Annotated in this window: 15 protein-coding genes; 4 read left to right on the plus strand and 11 right to left on the minus strand. The window is 64.7% G+C overall.

Annotation, left to right across the window (positions count from 1 at the left end; all coding sequences use genetic code 11):
- Positions 1-2: 2 nt before the first annotated feature.
- From AWB74_RS05250 to AWB74_RS05285, 8 genes are all read right to left on the minus strand, one after another.
- Positions 3-698, minus strand: a complete 696-nt coding sequence (locus AWB74_RS05250) for a DUF3348 domain-containing protein (protein ID WP_061145721.1) — start codon at positions 696-698, stop codon at positions 3-5.
- 76 nt (positions 699-774) lie between these two features.
- Positions 775-1,860 (minus strand): linear amide C-N hydrolase, encoded by a 1,086-nt coding sequence (locus tag AWB74_RS05255; protein WP_061145722.1) that lies wholly within the window; start codon positions 1,858-1,860, stop codon positions 775-777.
- Positions 1,861-1,882: 22 nt separating this feature from the next.
- Entirely contained in the window at positions 1,883-3,196 is a 1,314-nt protein-coding gene (locus AWB74_RS05260; protein ID WP_061145723.1) for a BatD family protein, read from the minus strand.
- Positions 3,193-4,773, minus strand: coding sequence for a vWA domain-containing protein (locus tag AWB74_RS05265; RefSeq protein ID WP_061145724.1), 1,581 nt, complete (start codon positions 4,771-4,773; stop codon positions 3,193-3,195). The genes AWB74_RS05260 and AWB74_RS05265 overlap by 4 nt, the downstream gene beginning before the upstream one ends.
- Before the next feature lies 1 nt (position 4,774).
- Positions 4,775-5,794: a vWA domain-containing protein gene (locus AWB74_RS05270; protein WP_061145725.1), complete on the minus strand. Its 1,020-nt coding sequence runs from the start codon at positions 5,792-5,794 to the stop codon at positions 4,775-4,777.
- Entirely contained in the window at positions 5,781-6,269 is a 489-nt protein-coding gene (locus tag AWB74_RS05275; RefSeq protein ID WP_061145726.1) for a DUF4381 domain-containing protein, read from the minus strand. The genes AWB74_RS05270 and AWB74_RS05275 overlap by 14 nt, the downstream gene beginning before the upstream one ends.
- Positions 6,266-7,228, minus strand: coding sequence for a DUF58 domain-containing protein (locus AWB74_RS05280; RefSeq protein ID WP_061145727.1), 963 nt, complete (start codon positions 7,226-7,228; stop codon positions 6,266-6,268). Before AWB74_RS05280 ends, AWB74_RS05275 begins: the two co-directional genes overlap by 4 nt.
- 18 nt (positions 7,229-7,246) lie before the next feature.
- The gene (locus AWB74_RS05285; RefSeq protein ID WP_061145728.1) at positions 7,247-8,206 is read right to left on the minus strand and encodes an AAA family ATPase; all 960 of its coding nucleotides are present in this window, start codon (positions 8,204-8,206) and stop codon (positions 7,247-7,249) included.
- 310 nt (positions 8,207-8,516) lie between these two features.
- Here AWB74_RS05285 and AWB74_RS05290 point away from each other — a divergent pair, with 310 nt between their 5' ends.
- From AWB74_RS05290 to AWB74_RS05305, 4 genes are read left to right on the plus strand one after another with little or no spacing between them, the layout of a single operon-like run.
- A complete protein-coding gene (locus tag AWB74_RS05290) occupies positions 8,517-9,662 on the plus strand; it encodes a formylglycine-generating enzyme family protein (protein WP_061145897.1) in 1,146 nt (381 codons plus the stop codon).
- Entirely contained in the window at positions 9,628-10,695 is a 1,068-nt protein-coding gene (locus tag AWB74_RS05295; protein ID WP_061145729.1) for an HAD family hydrolase, read from the plus strand. Before AWB74_RS05290 ends, AWB74_RS05295 begins: the two co-directional genes overlap by 35 nt.
- A 37-nt stretch (positions 10,696-10,732) precedes the next feature.
- Positions 10,733-12,394, plus strand: coding sequence for an arylsulfatase (locus AWB74_RS05300; RefSeq protein ID WP_061145730.1), 1,662 nt, complete (start codon positions 10,733-10,735; stop codon positions 12,392-12,394).
- 16 nt (positions 12,395-12,410) lie between these two features.
- Positions 12,411-14,978, plus strand: a complete 2,568-nt coding sequence (locus AWB74_RS05305) for a fused MFS/spermidine synthase (protein ID WP_061145731.1) — start codon at positions 12,411-12,413, stop codon at positions 14,976-14,978.
- Between the two features lie 10 nt (positions 14,979-14,988).
- On the opposite strand, the gene AWB74_RS05310 is transcribed toward AWB74_RS05305, so the two are convergent.
- From AWB74_RS05310 to AWB74_RS05320, 3 genes are all read right to left on the minus strand, one after another.
- Complete coding sequence (locus AWB74_RS05310; protein WP_407642400.1) at positions 14,989-15,972, minus strand: SphA family protein; 984 nt, start codon at positions 15,970-15,972, stop codon at positions 14,989-14,991.
- A 116-nt stretch (positions 15,973-16,088) separates the two neighbouring features.
- Entirely contained in the window at positions 16,089-17,552 is a 1,464-nt protein-coding gene (locus tag AWB74_RS05315) for an alkaline phosphatase family protein (RefSeq protein WP_061145732.1), read from the minus strand.
- A 155-nt stretch (positions 17,553-17,707) separates the two neighbouring features.
- Complete coding sequence (locus AWB74_RS05320) at positions 17,708-18,079, minus strand: GFA family protein (RefSeq protein WP_061145733.1); 372 nt, start codon at positions 18,077-18,079, stop codon at positions 17,708-17,710.
- Between the last annotated feature and the right edge of the window lie 12 nt (positions 18,080-18,091).

Here is an 18,091-nt window from a genome sequence, read left to right on the forward strand (position 1 = left end):
AGTTAGCGGGTGCGAAGAGCCGCGAGCAAGCCTTCGATCGGTTGAAAACGAACATCCAGTTCGGCGAGCAATACGCTTTGCAGATCCTTGCGGAAGACGTCGAGCCACGCGTTGGGCGGCGATGCTTCCGCCGCAGCGTGCGCGCGCTTGAGGCGCTCGAAGTGCTTGCCGAGCAAGGCGGGCACATGCGCGAGCAAACTGCGCTCGCGCGCGCTCAGCGCCTGTTCCATCACGGCATCGACGACCGCAAGGCGCGCCATGTCCGGCGACCTGGCCGCGAGCGTCGATCTGAGACGGGTGCGCAGCGCGCCGATATCGGTGTCCATCGCCTGCTGCAAGGACAGGTAACGCTGGCGGAAGTCCGCGTAATCGGGCGCCGGCTGATCCGTCACCGGTTGCGCCGCGGTCCGATGCCTGCGGTGCGCGGCCGCGTCCTCGCGCGCCAGTGCGCCGGCGAGCGATGTCCGCACGCGCGCGCACTCCTCTTCCACGTTGCGCGCGGCGGATCGCGCGCCGGAGACGGCGGGCGGATCGGTCGCGAGCGCGGTCGAGAGCGCGATCGCATCGGTCCAGCCGAGCCATTGGCTCAGACGGTCCGCAAGCGATTGAGCGGGTTCGTGAACGTCGAGATCGGCAAAATGTGCCAGCAGGCGAACGAGCGCCGGGCCGCTGAATGCCGTGCGCTTGGAGCCTTGCACAGGATCACCGGGGGCAAAAGCTCGCTATTTTACCTGCGCGGGGGAAATCGATGCCTCGTTTTGTTGCCGACGCTTTTCAAGGCGCCTTCGCCGGCATGAACGCGAACGCGGGCGCCGCGACGAAACTCCCCGCCGTCTCGCCCGAAAAAACCTGTCCCGAATCGATCGTGAGCTTCATCACCGGCGCGCCAGGATTCAGGATGAGCTTCTTCAACGACACCCAGAACGTATCGGGCCGCGTCGCCGAATCGAAGTAGTAAATCATGTTCTGCTGATCCGACACGGTGCGCCATATCGTCGATGAAAGATTCGGCTGCTCCGCCGTGCTGATGCCGAGCGGCACGCTCACCGAACGCATCAGGCTCATCACGCTCGCCACCGCCTGAAATGGATACGACTTTTGCGGCACGCCCGCCATATAGTTCGGATCGGCCTGCTTCGGAATGGCATCGAGCAAAAAGGACGCGCGCACGAAGCGGTCCGCCGCGCGGTTCGTGCCCGGCAAAAAGCCCGCGCCGCCGACGCTCTTCCAGTACGTATCGATCGCGAGTTGCTCGTCGTAAATCGGCGAGTTCGTCATGATCTTGTACTTCTTGCCCTGATGAATGATGAGCTTGCCGTTGATGTATTCGAAGATCGCGGAATCGCCGCGCGCATCGGAAAGGGAAAGATGTATCGTCAGCGGTTTGCCGTTCGGCAGCGGCGGCGCGATGATCTGAAACGGCTCGCGCGACATCACATAGACGGCTTGCCCCACGGTCGCAAAGTTATCGAGCGCGTATTGCGCCCACAGGCTGATCGACATCGGATCGCGTTTGGGATCGGGCTTGCCGTAGTCGGTCTCCGCGAGATAGAGCGCGTTGGCGACGAGCCCCCGTTCGTTCATGCCATCGACCGTGCCGATCTCATAGCCCGATACCACCACGCTCCCATACTTCGATTTCCACTTGATCGACTTCGGGCCCGCGTTGCCATCACGTTCGATGCCCCCGGGCATCACCCAGAGATTCGAGCGCATGTCTTCGGACCAGTCCATCGTGCGGCCCGTGATCACGAGCCCCTTGTCGCCGACATACAGCGCGCGCGTACACGCGAGCGCGAGCGACGTCGAGAGCAATGCGAGCGCAACGATGCACGCGAGCTTTTGAGTCAGACGAGTCATGGCCGTATTTCCTCATCGATAGTCAATGACCTTCATTGAGCGGCGGCAGCGCCGGACCTCTCGCGTAGCGCGAATGCTTCCATCGCATCCGCCGATGCAGCTTTACGCGCGCGCCGGACTCCGTCGCGTTTTCATAATGTGTTTCGACGGCCTTCGCCAGGTCTTTCAAATCGGGCTCCGAGAGCTGGTCGAGCAACGCAGGACGTCTGAAACGCGGGTTCACATCCATCCATCGATAAAGCGCCGGAATCACGCGCCGCATGACGCCCGAATCCACGGCTTGTTTCAACGCGCGCCATGCGGCGAACTCGCCTTCCGCGCGCCTTCTGCGCTCCGCGATCCACCAGCGCGACAACCGTTCGAGCCACACGCGCATGCGCGGATAGAACCACACGCCCGTTATGATGCAAGCCAGCACGATACACGCGATCACGATATCGCGTGCGTTCAGGAAGATCACCGTATGGCGCGCAGCGCCTGCGAGCGCATCGGCGGGGATTTCCCATAGCGGCTTCTCGCGTGCCGCGCGCGCCGTGAAGCGTATCGCGGGCAGATGAATGCTTTCACGTCGATGCGCCGCCGTGTTCCACCATTCGATATCGATCGGCGGCAGTTCGTATCGCCCGCGTTTGTTCACGACATAGGTCACGGTATCGGTGCGCTCGCCCGCCACGAGGCCCGTGCGATCGTCGGCAATGTTGCGCGTCGCGGGCGGCTTCGGATAACGCCGCAAGCCTTCGACGTCGCCGAAAAGAACCGGCGCGATCAGCATCGACTCGGTCGCATCGGCGCGCTGCGTGACGATGCGCGTTACCGTGCCGCCGACCTCCAGCGTGCCGCCGCCATTCGGCTCGATGCGCTGCGTCGCCACGACATTCGGCGCGGGAAAGAACGACGTCATGCCTTCCGCGCCCGGCGGCAGCGTCGCGGTGAATCGCAGCGGCGGCGTGTCGAGTTTCACAGGCGTATCCATGCCGCCCGGATGCAGTGTGATGCTGAACGCGGGCACGTCGAACGCGCCCGATGCGCGCGGCACGATGCGATAAACACGGCTCACGCCGAACCATCGCACGCCATCGATCGTCTCATTGAGATTCAATGCGTTTTCGTCGGGCAGCGTGACGAATGCGTCGCGTATCTCGAAGAGCGGCCAGTCGGGTGCGGCGGTGAACCACGTCGTCGTCAGTGCATCGACGACGAGCTTGACCGCGCTGCCCGCGACGACCGGACCCGATGGTTCGAGATGCGCGCGCAGCATCGTGCGCGGCGTGTCGTCGGCGCAGGCGATCGAGCATGCGAGCCACAGAAGGAGCATCGCGAAGCAGCGGCGCATCATGGCCCGCCTCCTGCTTCCTGCGCGAAACGCTGATGCAAAAACGCAGCCGGCGACGTGTTCAGATTGCGCATCCACGCCTCTTCCGATGGACGCTGCCCCTGCACGAGCACTTGCTTGCCCTCCTTGCTCTTCTTCTTTTGAACGTCGATCTGATCGGGCTTCAGCGTGGTCGATTCATCGCCTTCGTCCTTCTGATCCTTGATGAGTTTCTGCACCAGTTCACGGTTCGCGCGCGCATCGGCGAAATCGGCGCGACGGGCGAGCGCGTTGTCGTACGCCTTCAGCGCGCCTTCATAGTCCTTCAGATGCGCGAGCGTGTTGCCGATATAAAAGTACGCCTCCGCCGAATCCATGCGCGAGAAAGTATCGAGCGCGTCCGCATAGTCGCCCGCGAGATATTGCGCGCGGCCTTTCCACATCGGATCATCAAAGCGCTGCGCGGCGCCTTTGTAATCGCCGTGCTCGAAGCGCCATCGGCCTTGCTGATCGTGTGTGGCGAACAGATCGAGCCATTCGAACGATGCAGCGCGCGCATGATTCGGTACGCATAGCGTTGCGAATGTCATCAAAACGACGGGCAACCATTTCACCGTCCATCCACGCCTGAAACAAACCAGCACGATGACGAGAATTGGCACGATCAGCCAGTAACCCGTTTCCTTCCAGCGCGGCACGATCTTCTCTTCCTGCGCCGCTTCCAGATAGACCTGCGCGCGACGCTGAATCCATTCGACATCCTCATCATCGGCACGCATGCTCGCGAGCGGTATTGACGCCGCCTGCGTGATCTTGCGGATCGCCGCCGCATCGAACACGCCGGTGACCGGACGGCCTGCCTCATCCGTCGCCAGTTCGCCGTTCGGCTTGCGTATCGCGCCGCCGTTCTCCGTGCCCACCGCGAGCCATAGCAACTGATGTTTCGATGCCTTCGCGATGCGCACGAACTCGTCGGTGCGGCTTTCGTCGAAGCCATCGCTCATGAAGACGATCGTGCCCGCCGCTTCATCCTTTTGCAGCATGCGCTCGGCAATGGCGAGACCCGCCGCCGCGTTCCTGCCGTCGCGCGGCATGAGCTCGGGCGCGAGCGCGGGCACATAGAGTTCGAGCATGGCCGGGTCTTCCGTCGGCGGCACGACGAGATGCGCGCTCGATGCGAACACGACGAGCCCCGTGCGCGCGCCCTTTCTCGCCGCCGCGAGATCGAGCACTTTCTGCTTCGCGCGTTCGATGCGCGTCGGCGCGATATCGCTGGCATCCATCGAACGCGCGAGCTCGAGCACGACGACGAGCGGCGCCTTGTCCTGATCGAACGGCGGACGTTCCTGCTGCCATGTCGGCCCCGCGACGGCAATTGCACCGAGCGCGATTAGCGCGGACAGCGTATGCACCGGCTGCACACAACGCCGCGTCTTCTCACCGACGATCAGATAATCCAGCAACTGCGGCGCGATGAGATTGCGCCAGCGCGCGCGCACGTCGTTGCGCCGCAGCCACACGAAAGGCAGCACCGCGGCGGGAATCAGCAACAGCAGCCATATCGGCCGCAGAAAATGAAACGCGGTGAGATCGATGGCCATGTCAGGCCTCTGCCTCGTCCATCGGCACGACGCGGCGCGGCGCGCGCAGCAACGCGACGAGATACGCGAGCACGTGATACAGCGTGAGTATCGATACGGCCAGCGCAAGCGGCACCCAGTAGAACTCGCGCTGCGGTCGATAGATCGCACGCCTGATCTTTTCCGGCGTCAACTTGTCGATCGCCGAATAGACGGCGGCAAGGTCCTGCTCGCGGCCGAGCGCATGAAAAGCGCTGCCGCCCGTCGTCTTCGCGATGCGCGCGAGCGCGTCGAGATCGACCTTGTCTTCGCCTTGCGTGCCCGGATCGCCGATGCCGATGGTATGCACGACGATGCCATGCCGCTTCGCGATGCGCGCCGCCTGCTCGGGCGGGATCGCGCTCGCGGTGTCGTTACCGTCGGTGAGCAGCACGAGCACTTTCTCCTGCGCGGGTGTGTTCTCCATCAGCTTGACGGCGAGACCGATCGCATCGCCGATCGCCGTGCGCGGCCCCGCCATGCCGATGCGCATTGCGTCGAGCAGCATCAGCACGCTGTCGTGATCGAGCGTGAGCGGCGCTTGCGGATACGCGGCATCGCCGAACACGACGAGCCCGATGCGATCGCCCTTGCGCTTCGCGATGAAGTCCGCGACCACGCGCTTCACCGCGCTCAGGCGGTCCATGCGTTCGTTCGTGACGGTGTCGATGAAATCGCGCTCGCTCATCGACTGCGACAGGTCGATAGCCAGCAGCAGATCGCGTGCGGCCATGTCGCGCGTGACAGGCGCTTCGACGAATACGGGCCGTGCGGCCGCAATCAGCAGCAGTATCCAGAGCAAGGGCATCAGCACGCGTTGCAGCCAGTTGCTGCGCAGGCGCACGCCGCCGGGCGCGGGTTTCTCTCCTGCGGCTTCGGCCATTTCGCGGAAGAACGGCATGCGCACCGCGGACGCCGTCGTGCGATACGCGGGCGCGAGCCACCACACGAGCGCGGGCAGCGGCAAGAGCAGGAACATCCACGGAAACTCAAACTTCCACATGATGATGGCCGATCCAGTCGCGCGCCGCTTGCACGAGACGCTGCGCCTGCTGCGGTGTGACGCCGGCAAGCCGATCGTGCGGCGCATAGCTTGCCGAATACATCAGCGCGCCGCTTTCGTCGTCGAACGCGCCGTGCGTCTTCTTCAGATACGCGAGCCACGAAGCGCCGCTCAACGATGCCACTTCAGAACGCGGCGCGGCTGCCAGTGCGGTGCGTTTGATGAGCGGCGCGATTTCCGCAAGCGCCATCGCGCGCGTGGCTTCATCGCGCAATTTCATTTCGATGCATGCGAGCTCGGCCAACGCCTCCCGCCGATAACGTGACTTCTCATGACGCTTCCACGCAAACCACATCACAGCGAGCGCAATCACGACGATCAACAACGCAACGATCAACCAGCCGATGGTCTGCGGCGCATACGAAACGGGCGCGGGCAACGGCAATTCACGCAGCGATTGCAGCGCGCCGTTCATATGCCGCCTCCCAACGCATGACGCGGCCGCGCGCCGATCAGCTTGCGCACCTGATCCACGACAGGCTCGGCCGTCGATAGAGCCATCAACGGCACGCCGCTCGCGCGCAGCAGTTCCGCGATCTCGGCGGCACGGCCCTTGAAGAGGCTCGCGAGCGGCGCACGCACGCGCTCGTTATCGATGCGCAATTCCACCTGCAAGCGCCCTTCGCTCACGACGAGCGCGCGATGCTCGGGCATGCGCTGCCACATCGGATCGAAGACGAGCGCGGCGATCACGTCGTTATGCGCCGCGAGTTGCCGAAGAAGCTGGCGCGTACGTTCATCGGCACCCGCGAAATCGCTCATGATGCACACGAGGAAATCATGTCCCGCGATCTGCAACACGCCTTCCAGCGCAGCGTTCAGTTGTCCGTAGTTCGTGCGCGCGGGACTGTCGGCGGCAAGCGCGCGATTCATTCTGCCGATCGCGCCGAACAAGGATTCGATGCGCGTTCTGCTGCGCAAGGGCCGCACGCGCACGATGTCATCGTCTCCGAACACCACGCCGCCGACGCGATCGCCTGCCGCGAAGCCCATCCATATCGCAAGCGCGGCCGCTTCAGCCGCGACGACCGACTTGAATGCGCGGCTCGATCCGAAGAACATGCTCATGCGTTGATCGACCACCACGAGCAACGGGCGATCGCGTTCCTCGGTGTACACGCGCACATGCGGCTTGCCGGTGCGCAGGCTCACGCGCCAGTCGAGATGACGGATATCGTCGCCTGGCAGATAGCCGCGCAATTCCTCGAAGTTCAGTCCGCGCCCGCGCATGCGTGACGCGTGCCGGCCCGACAGAATGCTCGACACCGGTGCGGGGGCGAGAAAGCTCAGACCGCGCGCGCGGAATTCGAGCCGCGCTAGATGCGCGGCATCGACATAGACGCTTCCGATCGGGTCCTCCGCGTTCGTCGCCATCGAAACGTTCCTCTGGGTCTACGCAGGCACGGCCACCTTCTCGACCAGCCGGTCGATCACTTCGTCCGCGCCGATGTTGTCCGCGTTCGCCTCATACGACAGCAGCAGACGATGACGCAGCACGGGATGAATCACCGCGCGCACGTCATCGGGCGTAACGAATTCGCGCTCGTCGAGCCACGCATGCACGCGGCTCGCGCGATCCAGCCCGATCGCGCCGCGCGGACTCGCACCCACTTCGATCCATTTGCCGAGATCGGCATCGATGCCGGCACCATGCCGCGTGGCATCGACGATCGACACGATGTATTCGTCGATGGCGGGCGCCACGCTCACGCGACGCGCCGCCTCGCGCGCGGCAAAGATATCTTCCTGCGAGAGCGTGTCGAAGTGCGCCTTCTCGCCTTCGTTCTCACGCCGCAACAGACGCAACATCTCGCACTCGCTTTGCGGCGACGGATACGTGATCAGCACCTTCAGCAGAAAGCGGTCCATTTGCGCCTCGGGCAACGGATACGTGCCTTCCTGCTCGATGGGGTTCTGCGTCGCCATCACGAGAAAGAGATCGGGCATCGCATGGGTCTTGCCGGCGACCGAGATCTGCCGCTCTTCCATCGCTTCGAGCAATGCGGATTGCACCTTCGCGGGCGCGCGATTGATTTCGTCGGCAAGAATCAGATTGCCGAAGATCGGTCCGGGCTGGAACGCGAGCGTGCGCTCCGTGCCCGATTGCAACAGCGTTTCGCCGCCGGTGATGTCCGAAGGCAGGAGATCGGGCGTGAACTGGATGCGCTTCATCGTGGCGGCGAGGCGCGCGGCGATCGCCTTCACGGTGCGCGTTTTGGCGAGTCCCGGCAGGCTTTCGAGCAGCACGTGACCATCGGCGAGCAGCGCGATCAGGATTTGCCGCACCACGGCTTCCTGTCCCACGACCGCTTGCCCGATGCTCGCTTCGAAACGCCGGATGGTATCGCGCATGACTGGCTCGTTCCCGATGGGTTGCTCTTGCCCGCGTGAGCGACAAGTTACTGGACCCGCGCGCTTTCGTCAAAGCATCGCATTGCTTTGTTTTTTGAAACCGAATGCGCATTTCGAAGCGATTTCCGCTCGAATCGACCCTCTCGCACCCTCGCGCCGCGGCCGCAAAAAAAACGTTGAATTCGCTTAATCGTTCGTATATTGGTGAGACCGATTGGAGTCCATGCGATAACCAGGACGCAAGCGGAGCCACGCAATGGCGGACACATCGGCGAAACAAAAGCAGGACACGGACGCGCGCAGCTCGAGAATGCGCCGCGTCGCGCTGTGGGCCGTGCTGCTGCTTCTGTGCCCCGCGCTCGTCGGCTATGCGGTCAGCTGGGCGATGACGGAGCATGCGAAACCTCAGGTCCGCATCGTGCTCGGCGATGGCGTGCACGGCCCGAAGGACATGGCGTGGGTGCCCGGCGGCGATTTCCTGATGGGCAGCGACAGCAAGCTCGCACAAGCGAACGAGCGTCCCGCGCACAGGGTCCGCATCCACGGCTTCTGGATGGACGAGCATCACGTGACGAACGCACAGTTCCGCGCCTTCGTCGCGGCGACAGGCTACGTCACCACCGCCGAAAAGAAGCCCGACTGGGAAACCCTCGAGGTGCAGTTGCCGCCCGGCACGCCGCGCCCGCCCGAACGCGCGCTCGTGGCCGGCGCGATGGTCTTCGTCGGCACGAAGGAGCAAGTGCCGCTGCAGGACTTCTCGCGCTGGTGGCGCTTCGTGCCCGGCGCGGACTGGCGTCATCCGACGGGACCGGCGAGCAATATCGACGGCAAGGACGATCATCCTGTCGTGCAGGTCTCGTATGAGGATGCCGAGGCCTACGCGAAATGGGCGGGCAAGCGTCTGCCGACCGAAGCCGAATGGGAGTTCGCCGCGCGCGGCGGGCTCGATCAGGCCACCTATGCGTGGGGCAATCAGTTCACGCCCGATGGCAGGCAGATGGCCAACGTCTGGCAGGGACAGCAGCCGCAGCCGTTTCCCGTCGTCAATGCGAAGGCGGGCGGCGCGGCGGGTACGAGTCCTGTTGGCAGCTTTCCCGCGAACGGCTACGGCCTGGCCGACATGACCGGCAACGCGTGGCAATGGACCGCCGACTGGTATCGCGCGGACCAGTTTCGGCGCGAGGCGTCGGCGGGCGGCGTCGTCGATGAGCCGAAGGGGCCGTCCGAATCATGGGATCCTGCCGATCCCGGCGTGCCTGTGGCGGCGCCCAAGCGCGTCACGCGCGGCGGCTCGTTCCTGTGCAACGAAGCGTATTGCCTCAGCTATCGCCCGAGCGCGCGGCGCGGCACCGATCCGTTCAACAGCATGTCGCACCTGGGCTTCCGGCTCGTGATGGACAAGGATTCGTGGGATCGGACGCATGGACAAACATCGATCGATACGGCAGCGCGCTGAGCTTTTCTTCGCGTTCGCGGCGGCGCTGCTCGCCGCGTTCGTCATCGCCGGCTGCAAGAGCCCGGGCGGCAGTCCCGACGCCGTCGTTGCACCGGCGCAACCCGCCGCGACCGCGGTGCTGCCTTCATGGCGCGAAGGCATCGCGCGCGAAACCATCATCCACTTCGTCGACGACGTGACGCGCGAAGGCTCGCCAAACTACGTGCCGCCCGCCGAGCGCATCGCCGTGTTCGACAACGACGGCACCTTGTGGAGCGAGCAGCCGCTCTACTTCCAGTTCGTGTTCCTGCTCGACGAAGTGAAGGCCGCCGCGCCGAAGCATCCGGAATGGCGCAACAACCCGGCGTTTCGCGCGCTCGCCGCGCACGACCAGGCCGCGCTCGCGGGCCAGCAGAAAGAGTTGATGAAGCTCATCGCGATCGCGAACAGCGGCATGACCGCCGATGAATACGACAACACGATCCGCGCATGGCTCGCGACCGCGAAGCACCCGAAGTTTCAGCGGCTCTATACCGATCTCGTGTATCAGCCGCAGCTTGAATTGCTCGCGTATCTGCGCGCCAACGGCTTCAAGACGTACATCGTGTCGGGCGGGACCATCGAATTCATGCGGGTGTTTTCGGACCGCGTCTACGGCGTTCCGCCTGAGCAGGTCATCGGATCGAGCCAGGCCGTGAAGTTCGACACGCGCGACGGCAAGCCCGTGCTCGTGCGCGAACCGAAGCTCGATTTCGTCGATGACGGTCCGGGCAAGCCCGTGGGCATCTATCGCAACATCGGACGCAAGCCGGTGCTCGCGTTCGGCAACTCCGACGGCGATCTTCAGATGCTGCAGTACACCGCGGCGCAAACGGGTCCGCATCTAGCGCTCCTCGTGCACCACGACGATGCGGTGCGCGAGTTCGCCTACGACCGGCAATCGAAAGTCGGCAAGCTCGATCGCGCGTGGGACGAAGCGCTCGCGAAAGGCTGGATCGTCGTGAGCATGAAGGACGACTGGAACGTGATTTATCCGCCAAACGCGGGGCAGTAACGGTTTCAACAGGGCAAGCGGCCTTGGGAGAACAACGATGACACAAACGAATCTTCGACGCGTTCGCTATATCACCGGCGCACTCGCCGCGATCGCGGCGGCGTGCGTGCTGATCGTCCCACCGATGATCTCGACCGCGCAAACGCAGAACACTGCGAAACCCGCCGCGCCTGCGAAGCCCGCGCCCGCCGCGCAAAACAACCAGAAACAGAGCTCGAACAAGCCGAACATCCTCGTGATTTTCGGCGACGACATCGGGCAGACCAACATCAGCGCGTATAGCAAGGGCGTGATGGGCTACGAGACGCCGAACATCGACCGCATCGCGAACGAGGGCATGCTGTTCACCGACTACTACGCGGAGAACAGTTGCACGGCGGGCCGCTCGACGTTCATCACCGGCGAAGTGACGCTGCGCACCGGTCTTTCGAAAGTCGGCATTCCGGGCGCGACCGTGGGCTTGCAGGCATCCAACATCACGATCGCGCAGGCGTTGAAGCCGCTCGGCTATGCAACCGGCCAGTTCGGCAAGAATCACCTCGGCGACCGCAACGAATACTTGCCGACCGCGCATGGCTTCGACGAATTCTTCGGCAATCTCTATCACCTGAATGCGGAGGAAGAGCCCGAACGTCCGTACTACCCGAAGAACGACAAGGCCTGGGTGAAGGGCAACGCGCCGCGCGGCGTGATCCATTCGTTCGCGGACGGCAAGGTCGAGGACACCGGCCCGCTCACGACCAAGCGCATGGAGACCATCGACGACGAAACCACGCAGGCTGCCATCGACTTCATGCAGAAGCAGGCGAAGGCGAACAAGCCGTTCTTCGTGTGGATGAACACGACGCGCATGCACATGTACACGCACATACGGCCTTCGATGCAAGGTCAGAGCGGCATGCCCGGCAACGACTACGCGGACGGCATGATCGAGCACGATGGCGACGTCGGCAAGCTGCTCAAGTCGCTCGACGATCTGAAGATCGCGGATAACACCATCGTCGTCTATACGACGGATAACGGGCCGAATCAGTTCTCCTGGCCCGATGCCGCCACCACGCCGTTCCGCAGCGAAAAGAACACGAACTGGGAAGGCGCCTTCCGGGTGCCCGCGCTGGTCCGATGGCCGGGTCATATCAAGCCGGGCGTCGTATCGACGCAGATGATGTCCGGCCTCGACTGGTTCCCGACGCTGCTCGCCGCCGCCGGCGACACGAACATCAGCGATCGTCTCGCGAAAGGCGCGTCGATCGGCGGCAAGAACTTCAAGAATCGTCTCGACGGCTACAACTTCCTGCCCTATCTCACGGGCCAGTCGAAGGAAAGCCCGCGCCACGAGTTCTTCTATTTCAACGACGACGGCCTGCTCGTCGCGATGCGTCAGGACAACTGGAAGGTCGTCTTCTGCGAGCAGCGCGCGCCGGGCGGTTTCGAGGTGTGGGCCAATCCGTTCACCTGCCTGCGCGTGCCGAAGGTCTTCAATCTGCGCATGGACCCCTACGAGCGCGCGGACATGGTCTCGGACCAGTATTACGACTGGGTCACGAAAAACGCGTATATCGCGCAATATGCGGTGTCGAAGGTCGCGCCGTTCCTGGCGTCGTTCAAGGACTATCCGCCGAGCCAGCGCCCGGCGAGTTTCAGCATCGACCAGATGACGGACTCGCTGATGAAGAGCCTGAGCGCGACGGGCAAGTAAGCCCCGGACGCGCACGATGAGCCATCTCAGCGCGGGGCAGCGCAAGCGGGTTTCCAGCCGTGCGGGCAGCACGACGCGGGTCATGCGTGTCACGTGGCCCGCGCTGCTGCTGTTCGCATCCGGGACGGCCGCGCTCATCTATCAGGTGTTGTGGGTGAAGCAGTTGACGCTCGTCGTGGGCGTCGAGGTTCAGGCGGTCACCATCGCGATCAGCGCGTTCTTCGCGGGACTCGCCATCGGCGGATGGCGCTTCGGCAAGTTCGCCGATCGCATCGCGCAGCCCTTTCTGCTTTGTGCCGCGCTCGAAGTCGCGGCGCTCGTGCTTGGCATCGGCGCGACGCATGCGCTCGCGCACAGCGCCGCCCTCTTCGCCACGTTGCAGGCAAGCGCCGGGCCCCTCGCGTGGGCCTTGCCTTTCGCGCTCGTCGGCCTTCCCGCCATCGCGATGGGCGGCACGGTGCCCGTGCTCACGCGCGCGCTCGCGCCGTCGCGGCAAGGCGTCGGCGGCGCGGGCGGGCGGCTCTACGCGGCGAACACCGCGGGCGCGATCACCGGCGCGCTGTTGCCCGCGTTCCTGCTGATTCCGTCGCTCGGCGTGCAAGGCAGCGCGTGGGCCGCCGGCGCGTTGAACGCCGTCGCGGCGTTGGGCGCGGTCGCGATCGCGCGTCGCGCGCGGCCGAGCCTTGCGACGACCATCGCCGCCGATACGGCACGCACGCGAACATCGCCCGATGCCGCGCAGGCACGCATCGCGATTGCGCTCTATGCGGTCGCGGGCGGCATCGCGCTCGGCTATGAAGTCGTATGGTCGCAGGCGATCGCGCAATTCATCAGCACGCGCAGCTTCGCCTTCTCGATCGTGCTCGCGACGTATCTCGCAGGCCTTGCGCTCGGCAGCGCGATCGCCGCGCGTTACGCCGACCGCGCGCGCGATCCCTGGAGCGCGTTCGGCGTGCTCATCGGCATGGCGGGACTCGCCGCGCTCGGCGGCGTCGCAGGCGCGGGCGGCTGGCTCTCCGGGGCGCAACGCCATGCAGCGGCGCTCGTGCTCGCCGCGACCGGCAACATGCTCGCCTCGATGTGCGCGAGCTTCGCCGTCGCCGCCTGCGCGATCGTGCTCCTGCCGACGCTGCTGCTCGGCGCCGCTTTCCCCTTCGCGTTGCGCATGGTGGCCAATGGCCGCGCCGGCGAGCCGAAGTCGGGCATCGGCGCGGATGTCGGCCGCGTGCTCGCGATGAACACGGCGGGCGGCATCGCGGGCACGCTGTTCGCGGGTTTCGTGCTCGTGCCGTCGCTCGGGCTCGTGCGCTCGCTCGGCGTGCTCGCGGTCGCGGCGGGACTCATCGGCTTGTCGGCGGCATTGAGCGGCAGCGCCGTGCGGCGTGGGGGCATCGTCGCGTGTGCGTCGATTGCGGCGCTGTCGGCGATCGTCGCGGTCGTCACGCCCGCCGATCGCCTCGGCGCGCTGCTCGCGAAGGCGCACGGCGGCGCGCTCGCGTATTACGAGGAAAGCGCGGGCGGCACGGTGGCCGTGCTCGATCAGGGCGATGGCGCGCAGCGCTTTCGCCGTCTCTACATACAAGGCGTGTCCAACTCGGGCGACGCGATGACCTCACGCCGCTACATGCGCCTGCAAGCGCTCGCGCCGCTGATGGTGCATACGGGCACGCCGCGCTCGGCGCTCGTGATCGGCCTCGGCACGGGCATCACGGGCGGCGCGCTGCTCACGTGGCCGACGCTCGACAGGCGCGTCGTCGCGGAGCTGTTGCCGGCGGTCGTGCGCGCGTCGTCGCGTTTCGACGGCAACCTCGGCATGAGCGCCGATCCGCGCATCGAGATACGCCTCGTGGATGGCCGCCGCGAATTGCTCGCGCGCGACGAGCGTTACGATCTCGTCACGCTTGAGCCGCCGCCGCCATCGGCCGCGGGTGTCGTCAATCTGTATTCGACGGACTTCTATCGCCTCGCGGCCGCGCGTCTGAACGATGGCGGCATCGTCGCGCAATGGCTGCCGCTCGCGACGCAGAACGAGGATCAGACGCGCTCGCTGATCCAGAGCTTCCTGCACGTGTTTCCGCACGCGGCGCTGTGGACGACCGAATTCCACGAGATGATGCTCGTCGGTTCCATGCAGCCGATGCCGCTCGACGTGCCGCGTCTGCGCGAGCGCTTCGCGCATCCCGAAGTCGCGCGCGCATTGCGCGAAGTCGGCATTGCGTCGCCGGAAGCGTTCGCGGCGACGTGGGTCGCGGACCGCAGCGCGCTCGCCTATTACGCGGAAGACGCGCCGCCCGTCACCGACGACGATCCGCGCATCGAATATGCGCCGTGGGTGCGCCGCGGCGATTTTGCGGCGACGCTCGCGCACCTGCTCGCGCTGCAAAGCGAGCCGCCGCTGACGGGCGCGGACGCATCGTTCGTCGACACGCTCGCCGCCGAACGCCGCACGCTGCACGCGTTCTATCGCGCGGGCCTCGACGCGTATCGCGGCGACCGCGAGGCGTGGACGCGCGACATCGGCACGGCGATGCAGGCCGATCGCAGCAATCCTTATTATCTTTGGGTGATCGGCGGGCCGGAATAAAACCGAGCGATCAGAACACGAGCGTGGCCGTCGCCATGAAGGTCTTCGTGCTCTTCAGCCGGTTGGTGCTCACGACCGACGGCACCCAGCGCAGACTCGCGGCCAGCGGCGCCTTGCCGCCGAGCTTGGTCTCATACGTGATGATCGGACCGATCGTGAAATCATGCCCGACGAAGCCGTCGAGCTGATCGGCGATCGGGCCGCTATCGTGACCGAGTTGCTGCACCGTGCCCATCACGATGCCCACGCCGACACCGTTCGCGAATTTCTTCAGGCCCATCACGTCGAGCGTGAACAACGGCGCGTTCTGATAATCCGTCGCGGTGTTCTTCGTGTAGAACTGGAAGCCCATCACCGCATCGAATTCGAGGCCGTACTTCGGCACGGTCTTTGTGTAGGCGATCTGCGGCACGAAGGTCCAGTTGTTGAGGCTCGGATTCGCGAGCGAAGTCACCTCGTATTTGCCCGTCGGCGCCCAGATGTTGAAGGACAGCGCGATGTGATCGTTCTCCGAAAACTGGTAACCCGCTTCGATCGGCGTGAAGAGCATGTCGTAGAGATTCGACGCGCGGTCGCTCGTCGTTCTGTTGATCTGGCCGACTGCGAACGTCCCCGTGACCTTTTCCCAGATGTAAGGCAGCGTGAAGCCCGAAGCGAATGCCCAGCCGCCATAGCTGCCCCACACTTTCAGAATGCTTGCCAGCGTGAGCGACAGTTCGCCGTCGATGCCGAGCGAACGCTGCCCCGCGATCGGCACCTGACGATTCCCGCTGATGGTGCCATCGAGATAAACGGTCTCCAGGTTCGCGATCCATACCGGCTCGGTCGGCACGATGCCCACGCCCGACAGCACGCTCGTTCCCGCGACGGGCCGCCCGAGCGCGCCTTCCGTCGCCGATGCGTTGCTCGCGCCGAGCATCGGCACGACGGCAAGCATCGCGAGGCAGAAGCGCTTCTTCGTGCGCCGCCGCCGTGCGTTCATCAGCGTTCTCATGGCTCACCCTCCGCGACACCAAAGCCTGCCGTCAGCAATATTGGAATCGCGAGGCTTTGTAAAGACGCGCGATGCGCATCGTGCAGCGCTTCGTTTCGGATTGCGAGAGAAGGACGTCAGGAAGGAAACCCAAGCAACGACGCCTTCGCGCGCAGATCGGCGAAGCGCCCGCCCGGTGTCGGCGTTTGCGATGCGCCTTCCGCCGCTTTCGCGGTCTGGGACTTGTCGATGGCGCCGATGCCCGTCCCGATCACCGACGTGTTCGAGCATGCGAGTCCGAACGGTCCTGGCGGCACTGCGAGCGCGGGCGCATCGGTGCGCGGCGCGTCGCTCAGATCGAGCGCATAGGCCATGTTGAACGTGCCTGGATCGCTTGCGCGCACGCCCAGCGGATCGAGCCCGAAGCGCCATGCGAGCAGTTGATGGATCGAGCTCGGATCGAACGGATAGCGCGCCACGTTGTTCGCCCGCACGCGCGGACCGAGCAGCATGCAGGGCACGCGAAAACCGAGACGTCCGTCGTTGCCGAGCTTCTGTTCCGCAACCGAAAGCGACTTCACCGGCGGCGCGACATGCTCGAAGAAGCCGCCCCACTCGTCGTAGACGACGATCATGAGCGTCGTGCTCCAGTTCGGCCCCGCGCGCAGCGCTTCGTAGATTTGCCCGAGCAGCGCCTGACCGTTGCGCACGTCCGCGTGCGGATGATCGTCGTTGGACGTGCCGTTCGCTTCGCCCGCGAAACTCGGATCGACCATGCAGAACGACGGCAGATTGCCGCCGGCCGCATCGGCAAGAAAATCGGCAAAGACCTTCGAGCGGCCGACATAACGCGTGCCGTACAGCGCCGTGAACGGCACGTCGTGGAAGTAGTACTTCGACGACACGTTCTTCGCGTCGAGCCGGTCCCAGATCGTCGATAGCGACGATGTGTCGATCGTGTCGCTCAGACGATCCGTCTCGCCACTGTGCAGATAGATGCGGTTCGGAAACGTGTCGGCGAGGATGCCGCTCATGTAGTAGTCGCAGACCGTGTACTGCGCGACCGCCTGCCGATAGAACTCGAGATCGCTGCCCGTGAAATAGCCGATCGGCAAGAGGTCGCCGCGCGTCTTGTTCGTGTCGGGCGTGAGCAGAAAACCGTTCATCGCGCCGTTCGCGAGATGCGCGCGGCCCGCGTCGTATTCGTGATCGGGGTCGGCGAACTGACAGCCTTGAAAGCCGTATGCGGCATTGGCGGAGAGCGCGAAGGTCGGATGCGTCTCGCCGAAAGCATCGGTGAACTGCCTGCCTGTTTGCCCGCCCTCCGCGCCCGGCACCCAGCCGAGCAGGTGATCGAAAGAGCGGTTTTCCATCGTGACCAGCACGATGTGATCGATGCCCGACGTCGCCGGCGCGGGCAACGCGGGACGCGGCAGGTTCGCGCGATCGGGCGGGATATTGCCGATGGGGCTCGTCGGCGTGACGGTGCCTGAGTTGTCGTCGCTGCCGCCGCCGCACGCGGACAACATCGCCGTGCCGGCGAGCGCCGCGAGTAGACGCCGGCGTACCGCGTCGGGTTCGTTCGAAGGGGGTCGTGCCATGGCGACGCTCCGTGTGAATGTAGTTATCGAACGCCGTTCGTCGGCAAACGGTTGCGCTTCGGGACATCGAAGGCGAACGGCTTGTGGGTGCCGGGTAATAGCATGCTGCGTTCCCGGCGACCCGCGTTCCACTTTTTATTCACACGGACGCGCTGTCATGCGTCCGTCACCACCGAACTGCTTGCGCCATCGGCGACGTCCGAAGCGAGCGCATACGCGTTCACGCCGTCGATGCAGCCGAGGTTCACGCGCCACTCCTGGGGATTCGAGCGCGTCTGATGAAACGTATAGATTCCACAATGTTTGCAGAAAAAATGCTGCGCGATGTGCGTGTTGAACTGATACAGCACGAGGTCCTCTTCGCCCGAAAGAATGCGCAGCTTGTCTCTGGTGAACGGCGGTGACATCACCGCGCCACGCCGCCGGCAGAAACTGCAGTTACAGCGCTTGGCGGGTTCGATCGGCGTATCGGCTTCGAACGTGACCGCGCCGCAATGGCACGCGCCTTTCAGGATCGTCGGGTTCATCGTGGCTCTGTC

This window comes from Caballeronia arvi, assembly GCF_001544695.2.
Classification (GTDB): Bacteria; Pseudomonadota; Gammaproteobacteria; order Burkholderiales; family Burkholderiaceae; genus Caballeronia; species Caballeronia arvi.

What these genes read in the sequence shown, in the direction of transcription:
- AWB74_RS05255 (WP_061145722.1), bottom strand. Translation starts at nt 1,860, where the DNA reads ATGACTCGTCTGACTCAAAAGCTCGCGTGCATCGTTGCGCTCGCATTG.
- AWB74_RS05260 (WP_061145723.1), bottom strand. Translation starts at nt 3,196, where the DNA reads ATGATGCGCCGCTGCTTCGCGATGCTCCTTCTGTGGCTCGCATGCTCG.
- AWB74_RS05265 (WP_061145724.1), bottom strand. Translation starts at nt 4,773, where the DNA reads ATGGCCATCGATCTCACCGCGTTTCATTTTCTGCGGCCGATATGGCTG.
- AWB74_RS05270 (WP_061145725.1), bottom strand. Translation starts at nt 5,794, where the DNA reads ATGTGGAAGTTTGAGTTTCCGTGGATGTTCCTGCTCTTGCCGCTGCCC.
- AWB74_RS05275 (WP_061145726.1), bottom strand. Translation starts at nt 6,269, where the DNA reads ATGAACGGCGCGCTGCAATCGCTGCGTGAATTGCCGTTGCCCGCGCCC.
- AWB74_RS05280 (WP_061145727.1), bottom strand. Translation starts at nt 7,228, where the DNA reads ATGGCGACGAACGCGGAGGACCCGATCGGAAGCGTCTATGTCGATGCC.
- AWB74_RS05285 (WP_061145728.1), bottom strand. Translation starts at nt 8,206, where the DNA reads ATGCGCGATACCATCCGGCGTTTCGAAGCGAGCATCGGGCAAGCGGTC.
- AWB74_RS05290 (WP_061145897.1), top strand. Translation starts at nt 8,517, where the DNA reads ATGCGCCGCGTCGCGCTGTGGGCCGTGCTGCTGCTTCTGTGCCCCGCG.
- AWB74_RS05295 (WP_061145729.1), top strand. Translation starts at nt 9,628, where the DNA reads ATGGACAAACATCGATCGATACGGCAGCGCGCTGAGCTTTTCTTCGCG.
- AWB74_RS05300 (WP_061145730.1), top strand. Translation starts at nt 10,733, where the DNA reads ATGACACAAACGAATCTTCGACGCGTTCGCTATATCACCGGCGCACTC.
- AWB74_RS05305 (WP_061145731.1), top strand. Translation starts at nt 12,411, where the DNA reads ATGAGCCATCTCAGCGCGGGGCAGCGCAAGCGGGTTTCCAGCCGTGCG.
- AWB74_RS05310 (WP_407642400.1), bottom strand. Translation starts at nt 15,972, where the DNA reads ATGAGAACGCTGATGAACGCACGGCGGCGGCGCACGAAGAAGCGCTTC.
- AWB74_RS05315 (WP_061145732.1), bottom strand. Translation starts at nt 17,552, where the DNA reads ATGGCACGACCCCCTTCGAACGAACCCGACGCGGTACGCCGGCGTCTA.
- AWB74_RS05320 (WP_061145733.1), bottom strand. Translation starts at nt 18,079, where the DNA reads ATGAACCCGACGATCCTGAAAGGCGCGTGCCATTGCGGCGCGGTCACG.